The organism is Arthrobacter sp. BC5 (assembly GCF_056680255.1).
Genome location: NZ_CM155273.1, coordinates 3,606,395 through 3,622,106 on the forward strand (window position 1 = coordinate 3,606,395; position 15,712 = coordinate 3,622,106).

At 71.4% G+C, this 15,712-nt stretch carries 14 protein-coding genes; 3 read left to right on the forward strand and 11 right to left on the reverse strand.

Features of this window, described 5'->3' with window-relative positions; genetic code table 11:
• Positions 1-3 precede the first annotated feature (3 nt).
• The 3 genes from AC1MFI_RS16875 to dapA all read right to left on the reverse strand — a co-directional run bounded on the left by AC1MFI_RS16875 (position 4) and on the right by dapA (position 5,613).
• Positions 4-2,868 carry an FtsK/SpoIIIE family DNA translocase gene (locus AC1MFI_RS16875; RefSeq protein WP_479818373.1) on the reverse strand — a complete coding sequence of 955 codons (2,865 nt, stop codon included), beginning with the start codon at positions 2,866-2,868 and terminating at the stop codon, positions 4-6.
• 109 nt (positions 2,869-2,977) lie between these two features.
• Entirely contained in the window at positions 2,978-4,678 is a 1,701-nt protein-coding gene (locus AC1MFI_RS16880; RefSeq protein ID WP_479818375.1) for a ribonuclease J, read from the reverse strand.
• Entirely contained in the window at positions 4,675-5,613 is a 939-nt protein-coding gene (gene dapA / locus AC1MFI_RS16885; RefSeq protein WP_479818377.1) for a 4-hydroxy-tetrahydrodipicolinate synthase, read from the reverse strand. The genes AC1MFI_RS16880 and dapA overlap by 4 nt, the downstream gene beginning before the upstream one ends.
• A 122-nt stretch (positions 5,614-5,735) precedes the next feature.
• Here dapA and AC1MFI_RS16890 point away from each other — a divergent pair, with 122 nt between their 5' ends.
• The gene (locus AC1MFI_RS16890; protein ID WP_479818379.1) at positions 5,736-6,917 is read left to right on the forward strand and encodes a heparan-alpha-glucosaminide N-acetyltransferase domain-containing protein; all 1,182 of its coding nucleotides are present in this window, start codon (positions 5,736-5,738) and stop codon (positions 6,915-6,917) included.
• Between the two features lie 60 nt (positions 6,918-6,977).
• Here AC1MFI_RS16890 and AC1MFI_RS16895 read toward each other — a convergent pair whose 3' ends face one another.
• From AC1MFI_RS16895 to AC1MFI_RS16925, 7 genes are all read right to left on the reverse strand, one after another.
• A complete protein-coding gene (locus tag AC1MFI_RS16895) occupies positions 6,978-7,460 on the reverse strand; it encodes a hypothetical protein (RefSeq protein ID WP_479818381.1) in 483 nt (160 codons plus the stop codon).
• Complete coding sequence (gene dapB / locus AC1MFI_RS16900; RefSeq protein ID WP_479818383.1) at positions 7,457-8,230, reverse strand: 4-hydroxy-tetrahydrodipicolinate reductase; 774 nt, start codon at positions 8,228-8,230, stop codon at positions 7,457-7,459. The genes AC1MFI_RS16895 and dapB overlap by 4 nt, the downstream gene beginning before the upstream one ends.
• A 16-nt stretch (positions 8,231-8,246) precedes the next feature.
• Positions 8,247-8,678, reverse strand: a complete 432-nt coding sequence (locus tag AC1MFI_RS16905) for a molybdenum cofactor biosynthesis protein MoaE (RefSeq protein ID WP_479818385.1) — start codon at positions 8,676-8,678, stop codon at positions 8,247-8,249.
• On the reverse strand, positions 8,665-9,150 hold the full coding sequence (locus tag AC1MFI_RS16910; RefSeq protein ID WP_479818387.1) for a MogA/MoaB family molybdenum cofactor biosynthesis protein: 486 nt from the start codon (positions 9,148-9,150) through the stop codon (positions 8,665-8,667). The genes AC1MFI_RS16905 and AC1MFI_RS16910 overlap by 14 nt, the downstream gene beginning before the upstream one ends.
• The gene (gene moaC / locus AC1MFI_RS16915) at positions 9,147-9,635 is read right to left on the reverse strand and encodes a cyclic pyranopterin monophosphate synthase MoaC (RefSeq protein WP_479818389.1); all 489 of its coding nucleotides are present in this window, start codon (positions 9,633-9,635) and stop codon (positions 9,147-9,149) included. The genes AC1MFI_RS16910 and moaC overlap by 4 nt, the downstream gene beginning before the upstream one ends.
• 26 nt (positions 9,636-9,661) lie before the next feature.
• Entirely contained in the window at positions 9,662-10,951 is a 1,290-nt protein-coding gene (locus AC1MFI_RS16920) for a molybdopterin molybdotransferase MoeA (protein ID WP_479818390.1), read from the reverse strand.
• Between the two features lie 96 nt (positions 10,952-11,047).
• Entirely contained in the window at positions 11,048-12,598 is a 1,551-nt protein-coding gene (locus tag AC1MFI_RS16925; RefSeq protein ID WP_479818392.1) for a molybdopterin-dependent oxidoreductase, read from the reverse strand.
• A gap of 218 nt (positions 12,599-12,816) precedes the next feature.
• Between AC1MFI_RS16925 and moaA the strand changes: the two genes are divergently transcribed.
• Both moaA and AC1MFI_RS16935 read left to right on the forward strand, forming a co-directional pair.
• The gene (moaA, locus tag AC1MFI_RS16930; protein ID WP_479818394.1) at positions 12,817-13,887 is read left to right on the forward strand and encodes a GTP 3',8-cyclase MoaA; all 1,071 of its coding nucleotides are present in this window, start codon (positions 12,817-12,819) and stop codon (positions 13,885-13,887) included.
• Between the two features lies 1 nt (position 13,888).
• Entirely contained in the window at positions 13,889-14,140 is a 252-nt protein-coding gene (locus tag AC1MFI_RS16935) for a MoaD/ThiS family protein (RefSeq protein WP_479820935.1), read from the forward strand.
• Positions 14,141-14,288: 148 nt separating this feature from the next.
• Here AC1MFI_RS16935 and AC1MFI_RS16940 read toward each other — a convergent pair whose 3' ends face one another.
• The gene (locus AC1MFI_RS16940) at positions 14,289-15,659 is read right to left on the reverse strand and encodes a M16 family metallopeptidase (RefSeq protein ID WP_479818396.1); all 1,371 of its coding nucleotides are present in this window, start codon (positions 15,657-15,659) and stop codon (positions 14,289-14,291) included.
• Positions 15,660-15,712 lie beyond the last annotated feature (53 nt).

Here is a 15,712-nt window from a genome sequence, read left to right on the forward strand (position 1 = left end):
AGGCTACCTGCCGGTGAGGTTCCAGGCATCGTTGTCCTCGTCGTCCCCGGAACCGTCCGCGCCGTCGTGGTACTCCACGGCCTGCGTCCGGGACGCGAGGTCGTCGGCGACGAGGTCGATGGGCTCGGCAGCCGCACGGGGACGGGCGGGCGGCTCGTCACCCCGCATCGCGGCCAGGACGGGCTCGAGGTCGTCGGGCTTGACCAGGACGTCGCGGGCCTTGGATCCCTCGGACGGGCCGACGACGCCGCGTGACTCGAGGAGGTCCATGAGGCGCCCGGCCTTCGCGAAACCGACGCGCAGCTTGCGCTGCAGCATCGAGGTGGAACCGAACTGCGTCGTGACGACGAGCTCGGTGGCCTGCAGCAGCACGTCGAGGTCGTCCCCGATATCGTCGTCGATCTGCTTCTTCGGCGCCTCCACGGCGACGTCCTCGCGGTACACGGCCTGGAGCTGGCCCTTCACGTGCTCGACGACGCGATGGATCTCGGACTCCGTGACCCAGGCGCCCTGCACGCGCATCGGCTTGGACGCGCCCATCGGCAGGAACAGCGCATCGCCCTGGCCGATCAGCTTCTCGGCGCCCGGCTGGTCCAGGACCACGCGAGAGTCCGTGACCGATGACGTCGCGAATGCCATGCGGGACGGGACGTTCGCCTTGATCAGGCCGGTGACGACGTCGACCGACGGCCGCTGGGTCGCGAGGACGAGGTGGATGCCCGCGGCGCGCGCGAGCTGGGTGATCCTCACGATCGAGTCCTCGACGTCGCGCGGTGCCACCATCATCAGGTCAGCGAGCTCGTCCACGATCACCAGGAGGTACGGGTAGGGCCGCACCACGCGCTTGGATCCCTCGGGCGGGACGACCTTGCCGTTCCGGACCGCCTTGTTGAAGTCGTCGATGTGCTTGTAGCCGTAGTTCGCGAGGTCGTCGTAGCGCGTGTCCATCTCGCGGACCACCCACTGCAGCGCCTCCGCGGCCTTCTTCGGGTTGGTGATGATGGGCGTGATGAGGTGCGGGACGCCCTCGTAGGCGGTGAGTTCCACGCGCTTGGGGTCCACCATGACCATGCGCACCTCGTCGGGCGTCGAGCGCATCAGGATGGACGTGATCATCGAGTTCACGAAGGACGACTTGCCCGCGCCCGTGGCACCGGCCACGAGGAGGTGGGGCATCTTGGCGAGGTTGGCGACGACGAACCCGCCCTCGACGTCCTTGCCGACGCCCATCACCATCGGGTGGTCGGTCTTGCGGGCGTTCCCGGAGCGCAGGACATCACCGAGGGAGACGGTCTCGCGGTCCGTGTTGGGGATCTCGATGCCGATGGCCGACTTGCCGGGGATGGGCGAGAGGATGCGTACGTCGGAGCTGGCGACGGCGTAGGAGATGTTCTTCGACAGGGCGGTCACCCGCTCCACCTTGGTGCCCGGTGCGAGTTCGATCTCGTAGCGGGTGACCGTCGGGCCGCGCGAGAAGCCGGTGACCTTCGCGTCCACGTTGAACTGGTCCATGGTGTGGGTCAGGGCGGCGACGACGGCGTCGTTGGCTTCCGAGCGCTCCTTCGGAGGCGTGCCGGCCGGCAGGTAGTCCGAGGGCGGCAGGGTGTAGGCGACATCGCCGGCGAGCTGGAGCTGCTCGGTGCGCTGCGGGATGGGCGTGGGCGGGACCTGCGGCTGCACCGGGGTGGAGGGCACGATCAGCGCCTTCGCGGCGGGGACGACGTCGATCGCCTCGGTGGCGCCCTCGGGTACCCGCTCGGGCTCCGCCGGCGCCGGCATCCGGGCGCCCTGCGACCGCTTGAGCTCCTCGGCTGCGAGTTCCTGCTTGGTCGGACGGCGGACACCCGGCGGCACGGCTGCCTCGGCCTCGCGTGCGCGGCGCTCCTCGTCCTCGATCACGGCGCGCTCGAACGCCTCGTCGCCGACGTAGCCGTCCCAGTCGGGCTCCTGCTCCGCGTCGAACGGCGCGTCCGCCCTGTCCTTGCCGAACAGACGCTTGCGCCGCTTGGGCTCGGGCTTCACTGCCGCCGCACCGTGCGTCTCGTAGAGGTAGCTCTGGTCGTGGCCGTCGTCGCGCCGGTGTCCGGCGTCGTTCGGGTCCTGGCCCATGAGGTGCTCGTACAGCGTGCGCAGGCGCGAGGGGATGTGGCGGAAGGGCGTGGCCGTGACGATCAGGAGGCCCAGGAAGATCCCGACGGCGAGCAGGATCCCGACGGGCCACGCCGTGAGGACGGCACTGAGCGGCCCGGCGACGAGGAACCCCACGACGCCGCCGGCACGCCACAGCGCGTCCAGTCCGTCCGCGAGGCCCGGCCGCCCGCCGACGAGGTGCGCGATGCCGGAACCGCCGAACAGGATGACGAGCTGCCCGATGGCGATGCGGTTGTTGGCGCGGTGCCGCTCGGGATACCTGAACAGGCGGACCGCTCCGATGCCCAGCATGAACGGTACGAGCAGGGCCATCCAGCCGACGGTGCCGCCCGCGGCGGCATGCACGATATCGGCGGCGGTACCGGTGAGGGCCCACCACTCGACGGTCGCGACGGCCAGGGCGAGCAGGAGGAGGAAGAAGCCCGAGCCGTCCCGACGGACGTCGCGGTCGGGATTGACGTCGTGTCCGAAGGTTCGCACGCCGGAGGCGACGACGCGCGCCATGCCCATCCAGACGGCCCTGACGGCCCTCAGCGGAAGCGCGAGGTGGTCCTCGTGCTGCGGTTCGGGGGGTACCGGGACCTGCCGGGTCTTCGCGGGGGCGCGGCCCGCCGCCTTCGCCGGTGCCTTGCTCCGGGACGGTCCTGCAGCCGCGGACGCTCCCTTGCTGCGGGTCTGTTGCTGGCCCCGCGGGGCAGGGGACGTTCGAGTGGCCATGATCCTCACGGTACCGGAAGGCTCCCCCGAATCGTCGGATTTCCGATGGCCGGGGGGCCCGCCGCACCGGCGACGCCCGTCAGGACGCCGCCGGCGCGGGCCTGCTGCGTCAGGCTTCGAGGACCACCGGGATGATCATGGGACGCCGACGGAGACGCCGGTTGACCCAGGTCCCCACGACCCGGCGCACCACCTGCTGCAACTGGTAGGTCGTGTGGTCCGCGTTGGTCATCACCGCCTCCTCGAGGGCCTCGCTGATCCTCGGCCTGATCTCGTCGAAGACGGCATCGTCCTCGGCGAAACCCCGGGCGTGGATGTCCGGGCCGGAGACGATCCTGCCGGTGGTGCGGTTCACGACCGTGATGATGGAGATGAAGCCCTCCTCGCCGAGGGTCCGGCGGTCCTTGAGATCGGCGTCCGTGATCTCCCCGACGCTCGAGCCGTCCACGTACACGTAACCGCACTCGACGGCTCCCACCACGCGCGCCCTGCCGTCCACGAGGTCGACGACCGATCCGTCGTCGGTGAGCAGGACGTTCGACGCCGGGACGCCGGTCTGCTGTGCGAGCTTGCCGTTGGCGATGAGGTGCCGCGTCTCGCCGTGGACGGGCATGACGTTCCTGGGCTTCAGGATGTTGTAGCAGTAGAGGAGCTCCCCTGCCGCCGCATGTCCTGATACGTGCACCTTGGCGTTGCCCTTGTGGATCACGTCGGCGCCGAGCTTCAGCAGCCCGTTGATGACGCGGTAGACCGCGTTCTCGTTGCCCGGGATGAGCGAGGATGCCAGGATCACGGTGTCGCCCTTGCCCACCGTGATGCGGTGGTCGCCGTTGGCCATGCGGGACAGCGCGGCCATGGGTTCGCCCTGCGACCCGGTGGACATGAGGACCACGCGGTCGTCCGGCAGGTCGTCCACGTTCTTGATGTCCACGAGGATGCCGTCCGGCACCTTCAGGTACCCGAGCTTCGCGGCGATGGCCATGTTCCTGACCATGGATCGTCCGGCGAAGCACACGAAGCGCCCGTGGGCGTGGGCGGCGTCGAGCACCTGCTGCACGCGGTGCACGTGCGAGGAGAACGACGCGACGATGATCCGCTTGCGGACCTGCCCGAACAGGTTCTCGAGGACGGGGCCGATCTCGCGCTCCGCCGTCGTGAAGCCGGGGACGTCCGCGTTGGTCGAATCGACCATGAAGAGATCGACGCCCTCCTCGCCGAGGCGGGCGAAGGCCCGCAGGTCGGTGATGCGGCCGTCGAGCGGCAGCTGGTCCATCTTGAAGTCGCCCGTGTGCAGGACGTTCCCGGCCTCGGTGCGGATGAAGACCGCGAGGGCGTCCGGGATCGAGTGGTTGACCGCGACGAACTCGCACTCGAAGGGGCCGAACTGCTCGATCTGCCCTTCCGAGACCGTGAGCGTGTAGGGACGGATGCGGTGTTCCTGCAGCTTCGCCTCGATGAGCGCGAGGGTGAGCTGCGAACCGATGACGGGGATGTCGGCCTTGAGGCGCAGCAGGTACGGTACCGCGCCGATGTGGTCCTCGTGGCCGTGCGTGAGGACGAGCCCGACGACGTCGTCGAGCCTGTCCTGGATGTACGAGAAGTCGGGCAGGATGAGGTCGACCCCGGGCTGGGTCTCCTCGGGGAAGAGTACCCCGCAGTCCACGATCAGGAGCTTTCCGGAGATCTCGAAGACCGCCATGTTGCGGCCGATCTCGCCGAGTCCTCCGAGCGGCACGACCCGCAGCGTTCCCGGTTCGAGGGCCGGCGGAAGGGCCCGGAGTGCTGGTCCGACGCCGGCCGCGTCACTCATGCCCGGATCTCCCCGCGGCCGCCGGCCGGCTCCAGGTCCCAGCCCGCCTCCGCCAGGTCGGCGAGGACGGGTGCCACTTCGCGATCGTCGGGCTCGACCAGGGGCAGGCGCACGACGGCATGCGGGAGCACGCCCTGCAGGTGCAGGATGTGCTTGGCGGAGATGGCTCCCGGGAGGTGGGTCATCACGGCCCGGATCACGGGGTCGAGCTCGAAGTGGATGCGGCGTGCCTCGGCGAAGTCCCCGGCGGCTGCGGCGTCGACGAGGGCGCGGAACGCGGCGGTCGCGACGTGCGCGCTGACGCTCACGACGCCGACGGCACCGGCGGCCATCCACGGCAGGGTCAGTCCGTCGTCGCCCGAGTAGACATCGAGGTCGGTGGCGGCGAGGACACGCGTGATGGCGGCGAAGTCCGCCTTCGCGTCCTTCAAAGCACCGATCTTCGGGTTCTCGGCCAGACGGAGCATGGTCTCGGTGGTGATGGGTATGCCGGAACGGCCGGGGATGTCGTAGATCATGATCGGGAGGTCGCTCGCCTCGGAGACGGCGGTGAAGTGCGCGAGCACACCGGACTGGGTGGGCTTGTTGTAATACGGCGTCACGACGAGCTGCGCATGGGCACCGGCCCGCTCCGCCCGCCGTGCCATCTCCACGGAGTGGGAGGTGTGGTTCGTCCCCGTGCCTGCGATGACACGTGCCCGGTTCCCCACCGCCTCCGCGACGACGCGGAAGAGGTCCTCCTTCTCCGAATCCTCGAGGGTCGAGGTCTCCCCCGTCGTGCCGGACACCACCAGGCCGTCGCAGCCGTCGTCGACGAGCTTCGCGGCGAGGGCCGCCGTCGCATCGAGATCCACCCCGCCATCGGCGGTGAACGGCGTGACCATGGCGGTGACGAGCGAGCCGAACGGGAGATTGCGCGAGGGGGTTTCAACCATGGGTAAAACGTTACCCGTTCACACGGGGGCAGGTGGGACCGGCCGGCCCGGGAGCCGGACTCCACGGTGGATGACGGTCCCGTGCACAGGCTGGGCGAGGGCGCCTGTGGGACGATGGCCGGATGCACACGAAGCCCGCCCCCCGGCGGTTGACCGGGATCGACGCAGCCCGCGGAGTGGCGCTCTTCGGCATGATGAGCACGCACATCCTGCCCCTGTACACCCCGGGCACCGTCGATCCCACCTGGACCGCACTGCTCTTCTCCGGCCGCGCATCGGGCCTGTTCGCCGTGGTCGCCGGCATCGGCCTCGCGCTCCTCACCGGGGGGCGGTCACCCCACCGCGACCGGACGCTGTCGGCGGAGCGCAGGGGCATCGCCGTCCGCGCGGTGATCATCGCACTGATCGGGCTGGTCCTCGGCGGCGTCGAGACGAACATCGCGATCATCCTGTTCCACTACGGCGTGCTGTTCCTCCTCGCACTGCCCTTCACCGGCCTCCGGCTCCGGGCGCTCGCCGCCTGGGCTGCGGGGTGGCTGCTGCTCGCGCCCGTCGCGGCGTACCTGCTCCGGCCGGTGGTCGCGGCGACGGTGGACCCGCCGTCACTGGGCGGCAATCCCGTCTTCGAGCACTTCCTCGTGCCGGGGACGCTGGCGGCGGACATCTTCCTGACGGGCTACTACCCCGTGGTGCAGTGGCTCGGTTTCATCCTGGTCGGCATGGTGATCGGACGGCTGGACCTCTCGCGGCTCGGCGTGCAGCTGGGACTCCTCGGCGCCGGGATCACCGCCGCGGTCGCCGCGAAGTTCGTCAGCGCTCAGCTGCTCGGGCCGGGCGGAGGCCTCGCGGCACTCCTCGAGACACCGGACGGCAGCCGCTATCCGCTCGAGGCGATGCTCGACGTCGGGCTCACCGGCGTGGACCAGTCCGGCTCCTGGTGGTGGCTCGCGGTCGGCGCGCCGCACTCGGGCACGACCTTCGACCTCGTGCACGTCGCAGGCTGCGCGGCAGCCGCCGTCGCGGCCTGCCTCCTGCTGACACGCCGGTTCCCCTCCGCGCTGCTGCCCCTCTCGGCGCCCGGCGCCATGACGCTGACGCTCTACAGCCTCCACATCTGCGCCATGAGCTGGGCCGACCAGCTGGTTCCCCTGCCCGATCCGCTGCAGCTCTTCTGGCTGCAGGTCGTCATCGCGATCGGCATCGGCATCCTGTTCCACCGGGTCCGGTCCCGTGGCCCGCTGGAACTGCTCGCGTCGGGCGCGGCGAATGCGGCACGAGAGGGCCGGATCGACGCCGGACGCTAGGCCCGCGTCCGGGCCCCACGACGCGTCCCCACACCTCGACCGGTGTCGCGGCTCGTCCGGTTAGCGCGACGTGCCGTGCGGCCGGTACAGCTTCGCGGCGTCGCGCATGGCGCTCCGGGCACGCTTGCGGTCGCCGGCGGCGTCGTAGGCGCAGGAGAGCCGGAACCAGCTTCGCCAGTTCTCCGGGTCGGCCTCCACCTCCGCCTGGTACGCCGGGAAGGCGTCGTCGGCGGCGGAGCGCACGATGCGCCCGGCCGGCGTCCTGGGCAGGTCGTCGACGGGCAGTCCGCCCTCGCCCTCCAGCTGCCGCGCCATGCGCTGGGTCTGGGCTCCGAAGAGCAGCTCCCGGATCAGCGCCCACGCACCGATGCACGGCAGGAGGAGGTACGCGGCGCCGATCGCCTTGGCCACCGGGTCCGGGTCGCCGAGCAGCAGGAAACTGCGCTGGAAGGCCACGGCCAGCCAGAACACGAGGAGCGCCGTGACGAGCAGGACACCGAGCTTGACCTTGTGCTGCCGGTAGAGTCCCACGGCGGTCCTCATCGTGGGTTCCCGCCGGTCTGCAGGTCTAGGTAACCGTCGAGGCCCACGGTCAGGCCGGGGTGCTGCGCCACCGAGCGGACACCGAGGAGCACACCGGGCATGAACGACGCCCGGTCGAAGGAATCGTGCCGGATGGTGAGTTGCTCGCCGGGGCTGCCGAACAGCACCTCCTGGTGGGCCGTGAGCCCCCGGAGCCGCACCGAATGGACGGGGACACCGTCCACGCTCGCCCCGCGCGCGCCGTCGAGCACGTCGCGGCTCGCATCCGGCGCAGCGGGGACTCCCGCCGCTGCCCGGGCGGCGGACACCAGCTGGGCGGTCCTGACCGCCGTCCCCGAGGGGGCGTCCACCTTGTCGGGGTGGTGCAGCTCCACGATCTCGACGGATTCGAAGTACCGGGCCGCCGCTGCAGCGAAGGCCGAGGCGAGCACGGAGCCCAGCGCGAAGTTCGGCGCGATCAGGACTCCGGTGCCGGGGCTGCCCGCGAGCAGCGTCCGCAGCCGGTCCAGGCGCTCGGCCGTCCAGCCGGTCGTCCCGACGACGGCGTGCATGCCGTGCTCGACGGCGAACCGGACGTTCCCGAACGTGGCGTCCGGCACGGTCAGGTCCACGACGACGCGGGCTCCGGCGGACACCAGGGACTCGAGTGGATCGCTGCTGCCCAGTGCGGCGACGAGGTCCAGATCGGGAGCCGCCTCGACGGCCCGGACCGCCTCTGCGCCCATGCGGCCTCGGGCGCCCAGCACGGCGACGGGCAGGAGTTCAGTCATGGGGCCAAGCCTACTGTCACGCCCCCGCGCCGACCCATTCCACGCTGCCGTCGGTGAAGAACTGCTCCTTCCAGATGGGTACGCGTTCCTTCACGAGGTCGACGAGCTCCGAGCAGGCGGTGAAGGCCTCCCCTCGATGCGCTGCCCCGACGGCGGCGACGAGCGCCTGGTCGCCGATGGCCAGGGGCCCGATGCGGTGCGCGACCCAGATCCGCACGCCGTCGTGCCGGGCGGCCACCTCGTCGGCCACCTCGCGGATGATGCGCTCCGCACTCGGATGCGCCGAGTAGCTCAGGGAGACGACATCGCGTCCGCCGTCGTGGTTACGCACGACGCCGCTGAACCCCACGATGGCTCCGCAGCGCGGGGAGTCGACACCGGCCTGGGCCTGCTCGGGGGTGATCGGGGTGTCTGCGACAGCGGCGTGGACGACGTCACCGGTGGTCATTGCGGCCCTCCAGTTGGGAGCAGATGTGGTGGATGAGCGGTGAGAGGACGGCGAGCCCGTCCCGCACTCCTCCGGGCGAACCCGGCAGGTTGATGATGAACGTGGGTCCCGCCGTGCCGGCGAGGCCTCGGCTGAGCACGGCGGTGGGGACCTTCCCGGCACCGGCGGCGCGGATGGCCTCCATGACCCCGGGAAGAGCGCGTGTGAGATAGGGGGCGGTCTGTTCAGGGGTTGCGTCGTCAGGGCTCAGGCCGGTCCCCCCGCTCGTGATGAGCACCGCGGGGCGGGCCTCGAGCGCGGCGCCGATGGCCGCGCCGACGGCGTCGCCGTCGGGCACGACGACCGCGTCCGCCACGGCGAAGTCGTGCCGGTAGAGCCAGTCGGCGATGGCGGGGCCGCACTCGTCCTCATAGCGGCCGGCCGCAGCACGGGTGGAGGCGATGACGACGGCTGCGGTGCGGAGGGATGTCATATGCTCCAGTCTCCACTCTTGCCGCCGGACTTCGATACCACCCGCGTGCCGTTGATCACCGCGTGCTTGTCCACCGCCTTGATCATGTCGTAGAGGGTCAGCGCCGCGACGGATGCCGCCGTCAGTGCCTCCATCTCCACGCCGGTGAGCGCGGTGGTCTTCGCGAGCGCGGTGATCCTGACCCGGCCGCCGTCGGGCTCGAAGTCCACGGTGACCTTGGACAGCGGGAGCGGATGGCACAGCGGTATCAGCGTGGAGGTCTGCTTCGCCGCCATGATGCCCGCGACACGGGCGACGGCCAGGGCGTCGCCCTTGGGCAGGTTCCCCTCGGTGATGAGCGCGACGACGTCGGGCGAGGTCTCGAGGATCGATTCCGCGACGGCCTGGCGCGTGGTCGCCTGCTTGCCGGAGACGTCGACCATGTGGGCGGTGCCGTCGGCACGGACGTGGGACAGCCCCTCCGCCGAGGGTGGTGGTGTGCTCATGATGGAGTCCTTTCTGCGGAGTCCATTCAATCAGTGCCGGCCACTTCCGTGACGAGCAGTTCCTCGACGGCGAACGGATCCGCGGGCACCGGTCCGATGAGCGTGACCTCGACGTGGTCCCCCTGCTGCAGCGATGCGACCCCTTCGGGCAGGTGCACCAGGCAGTTGGACGACGCCAGGGCGTGCAGCAGGTGCGAGTCGGGCCCGCCCACCAGCACCACCTTGCCGTTGCGGTAGAGACCGCGACGCACCTGGTGCTTGGCCGGGGGGCTCTGTGCCGCGTCCATCAGGACGGCGTCGAGCACCAGGCGCGGCACGGGCGAACCGGTGAGCTGCTGGAGGGCGGGGCGCAGGAACATCTCGAAGGAGACCAGGGCGCTCACGGGGTTGCCCGGGAACCCGAGGAACGGGATGCCCGAGATGGTCCCGTGGGCCTGCGGCCCACCGGGCTGCATCGCGACGGAGGAGAACTCGACGCTGCTGTCGGCCAGTGCCTGCTTCACGACCTCGTAGGCGCCCTGGCTGATGCCTCCGGTGCTGAGGATCAGGTGGGTGCTGCCTGCGGCGATCGCCCCGAAGGCCTCCCGGAGGACGGCGGGATCGTCGCCGAGGAGGCGGTGGCGCAGGACCTCGGCCCCGGCGTCGTTCAGGGCCGCCTCGAGGAGCGTCGTGTTGGCGTCGTAGATCGTTCCGGGAGCGAGCGGAGCGCCTGGCTCGGCGACCTCGTCCCCGGTGGACAGGAGCAGCACGCGGAACCGCGGACGCACGGGGACCGTGCCGACCCCGCAGGCCGCGAGGAGCCCGAGCTGGGCGGGGCCGAGCAGGGTCCCTGCCTCGAGCGCGACGTCGCCCGCGGCGATGTCGCTGCCGGCACGGCGGACGAACAGGCCCGCCTCGATGCCGCCTGGCAGCCGTACCGCCACGTCTCCGTGGAGGCGGTCCGCCGCGGAGTAGAACTGCGGCGGTTCCGCCCGTTCGATCGGTACGACGGCGGCGGCGCCCGCGGGCAGCATGGCGCCCGTCATGATCGGCGCGGCCGTGCCGGCCTCCAGTCCGGGCGGAACGGAACCTGCCGGGATGGCGTCGGCGACGACGAGGGCGGACGCCGCGGCGAGGTCGGCAGCGTGCACCGCGTAGCCGTCCATCTGGGAGTTGTCGAACGGCGGCACGCTGACCGGCGCGTGGACGTCCTCCGCCAGCGTCCGGCCCAGGGCCGCGGGAAGGCCGAGGACGTCGGGCGGGCCGGCCTCGTACCCGCTGCTCCAGCGCAGGAGACCGGCGACGGCGGCCTGGTGTTGGGCGACTGTTCTTCTCATGGCTGCCTTCCGCGCGCGTCTGCAGGTCTCGGCCGCGCCGACCGGCGCCGTCGTCGGGACGGGATCGTCGCGGTCGGGCGGGGACCGGCAGGTGGTCTAGGACACGGTGAACGTTACCGTGTGCAGTCCTTCCGCGCCGTCGGGCGCGGGATCCGCGAAGGCCTCGGACTGGAGCCCGCCGTCGCGGTCGACCGCGCGTGACTGCACGCTGTGCGTGCCGGCGTCGAGCTGCAGCGTCACGCTGTACTGGCACCAGGTGTCGGCGGAGATGGGCGTGGCGAGGGCGGCACGCTGCCACGCGCCGCCGTCGACCCTCACCTCGACGGCCTCGACCCCCCGGTGCTGGGCCCAGGCCACGCCCCCGATGACGACGTCGCCGGCGGCGACCGTCGCATTCGATCGCGGGACGTCCACGCGGGAGGAGGTCTTGACGGGCCCGCGCTCGGACCAGCCGCGCGTCGACCAGTACGCCTTGTCGTCCGCGAAGCGGGTCACCTCGAGTTCCGTGACCCATTTCGTCGCCGACACGAATCCGTAGAGACCGGGGACGACGAGCCGGACCGGGAAACCGTGTTCGACCGGCAGCGGCTGCCCGTTCATGCCGACCGCGAGCAGCGAGTCCCGGCCGTCCGTCAGCGCCTCCAGCGGCGTGCCGGCGGTGAAGCCGTCCACGCTCCGCGACAGGACCATGTCCGCTCCTGGACGGACACCGGCGCGGGCGAGGAGCTCCCGGACGGGCCAGCCGAGCCAGCGGGCGTTCCCCGTCAGGTCCCCGCCCACCGTGTTGGAGACGCAGGCGAGCGTGACGTACCGCTCGATCAGCGGAAGGGCCAGGAGTTCGTCGAAGGTGATCTCCACCTCACGCTCCACCAGTCCGGTGACCTTCAGGGACCATCGGGCGGCGTCGACCACGGGCACCACGAGGGCGGTGTCGATGCGGTAGAAGTCGTGCGTCGCCGTCACGAGGTCGCTGATGCCCTCGATTCCCAGGTCCGCTCCCCCGGGGAGGAACGACCCCTCGGCCGGGGGCACGGCCTCGGCGGGCGGGGGAAGCGTGAGGGACGCCCGCCGGCCGGCCACGGCGGACTGGGAGGAGCGCACGCCCGTCGCGGCGGCTCCCGTCGCTGCGGCGACGACGGCCGCGCCTCCGGCCCCCTGCAGGAACCTGCGGCGCGCCGGTGCCGGGTCCGCGTAGCCGTCGTCGGCGCTGCGGGACCATGCCCGCAGCGCCCGCACGAGGGCGTCGAGGACCAGGACAGCCACCACTGTGGCGACGACCGGCGCGACGAACGACACCAGGGACGACTGCGGGCGGGATGCGACCGCGAACGTGCCGACGACGCCGAATCCCGCGACGACCACCCGTCCGGCGAAGGGCCGGCGGTATTCGAGCACACCGGCTGCGAGGGCCAGACCGGCGATGATGACGGCGATCGTCGCCAGGAGGACGGCCTTGTCCGCCGTCCCGAACCAGGCGATGGCCCAGTCCTTCACTCCGGGAGGCAGCAGGTCGACCACCGAAGAACCGACCGCGCTCACCGGTGTGACCGAAGGGCTGAGGGCGGCGGCCGAGAGCTCACCGCCGATCACTCCGAGCCCCACGGCGAGGACCCCGGAGACCGCCGCCCACGTCCGCTGTCGCTCCATCGGTCTCTCTCCTCCGTGTCCCACGACGACGGCGGGTGCCGGACGGGGGTATCCTCCGTTACACGACCGCGGCAGCCGTCGCGTTCCCCGACGGCCTGCTGCTGCCTCCCGCATGCCCGCTCCCTGCCTCCCTACCTGCCCGGAGCCCCGCTGGGAAGGCCGAGGCCGCCCCCGGCACCGGGTAGGGTCCGGGACCGCGGAGGGCGTACCCTCGTTCCATGGGAATCCAACTGGGAATGCCGAGTGCTGCCCGCGGGGCCGCGGATTCCGGTCTCATGGATATCCATGGCCGGCAGGCGACGGACATGCGCCTGTCCCTCACGGACAAGTGCAACCTGCGCTGCACCTACTGCATGCCCGCAGAGGGCCTCAACTGGCTGCAGAAGGACCAGGTGCTGTCCCGCGGGGAGATCGTGCGCCTGGTCCGGATCGGGGTCGATCGGCTCGGCATCCGGGAGTTGCGGCTGACGGGTGGGGAACCCCTCGTCAGGGCCGACCTCCTCGACATCATCCGGGACATCAGGACGAACCACCCCGGGCTGCCCATCTCGATGACGACGAACGCGCTGGGCCTCGACCGCCGCGCCGCGCAGCTCAAGGAGGCGGGCCTCACCCGGATCAACGTCTCCATGGACTCGCTGCATCCCGAGACCTTCGCCCAGCTCACGCGGCGCCCGTTCCTGGACCGTGTCCTGAAAGGGATCGAGGCCGCGGCCGACGCCGGGCTCGGACTCGTGAAGATCAACGCGGTGCTGATGCGGGGCATCAACGACCACGAGGCGCCGGACCTCGTGGAATGGGCCGTGGCCCGCGGTTTCGAACTGCGGTTCATCGAGCAGATGCCCCTCGACGCCGACCACGGCTGGACGAAGGAGGGCATGGTCACGGCCGCCGAGATGCGCACCCTCGTCGAGACCCGCTTCGTCCTCACCCCGGACCCCCGCAACCGCGACGGCGCCCCGGCCGAACGGTGGGAGGTCCGCGCGAAGGACGCCCCCGACGTCGTCCTCGGGATCGTGGGGATCATCGCGTCGGTCACGGAGCCCTTCTGTGCCGACTGCCGCCGCACGCGCGTCACCGCCGAGGGCAAGGTCATGAGCTGCCTCTTCTCGCGGGAGGAGACGGACCTGCGCGGCCTCCTGCGCTCGGAAGCGGACGACGAGGCCGTCGCCCGGCGCTGGCGCGAGGCGATGTGGCTGAAGCCCCGGGCACACGGCATGGACCACACGGGCCTCGGCGCCGAGGACTTCATCCAGCCCGACCGGTCGATGAGCGCCATCGGTGGCTGACGTGCTGGTGCGGTACTTCGGGGCGGCCAGGGCCGCATCCGGCGTGGACGAGGAACGCCTGCCGGCCGGGCGTGCGGTGTCGGTCGTGCTGGCCGACCTGCGCGGACGCCCTGGCGCCGCGGGCGCGCCGTCGCTGGCGAAGGTGCTGGACCGCAGCAGCTTCCTGCTCAACGAGGTGGCGCTGCGCGACCCGGCGACCGTCCTGCGCGACGGCGACGTCCTGGACATCCTGCCGCCCTTCGCCGGAGGCTAGGCCGCCCCGGCGCCGGTCGCGCACCCGCGACCGCTCCCTCCCGCTTCCGGGCCTCCTCGCGTGGGACTGGTCGAACAGTCCCGCTCGGCGGAGAGCGTGCGAGGGGTGGTCCGGGAGGCCGGCGTCACAGGGCGGGACCGCGCCGCACCTACTGCGCGAAGTCCGCCTCGGAATCGAACGGTCCGACGACGACGGTCGTCCGCGGGGCTGCGGCCAGCTCCCGCGCCAGCGACTGGACCTCGCCGGCGGTGACCGAGCGGATGCGGTCGAGGGACGCATCCATGTCGACGAATTCTCCCGAGACGAGCTCGGAACGGCCGAGCCGGGACATCCGCGAACTGCTGTCCTCGAGCGCCATGACCAGTCCTCCGGAGAGCTGTCCGACCGCCTTGCGCAGCTCCTCGGCGTCGATGCCGTCGGCTGCGAGCCGGTCCAGTTCCGCGCCGAGCAGGTCGATGACCTGACCCGTCTTGGCCGGGGAACACCCCGCGTACATGCCGAAGTAGCCGGCGTCGGCATAGGCCGCCGAGAACGAGTAGGTCGAGTACACCAGGCCCCGCTTCTCGCGGATCTCCTGAAAGAGCCGGGAGGACATCCCGCCGCCGAGGACGGCGTTGAGGACGCTCATGGCGAACCGGCGCTCGTCCGTGGCGGTGAGCGACGGGCAGCCGATGAGGATGTTGGACTGCTCCACGGACCGGCGGATGACGTGCGTACCCGTGACCCCCTGCACCGGCACCTCGGCGGTCGAGCGCCGTGCCACGGGAAGGGCGCCCTCGTCGAGGGTCCATCCGGCGCCCTCGAGGGCTTCCTGCACGAGGCGGCACACGACGTCGTGGTCGAGCCCGCCCGCGGCGGTGACGACCAGCTCGGCGGGCGAGTAGTAGCGGCGGTAGTGGGCGAGGACGGATTCCCGGGGTACCGCCCGGATCGCCTCCGGGGTCCCGCCGATCGGGCGGCCGAGGGGGTGGTCCCCCAGCACCAGTTCGACGAACCTCTCGTGCGCCACGTCCGCGGGGTCGTCGCTGTCCATCGCGATCTCCTCGAGGATCACGTCGCGCTCCTGCTCGAGCTCCTCCGGATCGAGGACGGCCGAGGTGACCATGTCCGCGATGACGTCGATGGCCATCGGCAGGTCGGAGTCGAGGACCCGCGCGTAGTAGCAGGTGTTCTCCTTCGCCGTGGCGGCGTTCGATTCCCCGCCGACCTCGTCGAAGGCCGACGCGATGTCCAGGGCGCTGCGGCGCGCGGTGCCCTTGAACAGCAGATGTTCGAGGAAATGGGTGGAGCCGTGCTGGCCCTCGGCCTCGTCACGGGAGCCCACCCCCACCCAGAAACCGATGGTCGCCGAGCGCTGCCCGGGCATCGCCTCGGTCAGCACCCGGACACCGCCGGGCAGGACGCTGCGGCGGACGACGTTGCCGCCGGGATCACCGGCCACGAACGTGGGGTCTGTTTCACCACCGATGGCGCGTGGGGTCGGCAGGAGGGGCAGGGACACTACGGAGGACAGGGACATCCTGGACTTTCTGGTGGTTCGGGAAAGGCAGACGGCCCCGGCGCCGACCGATT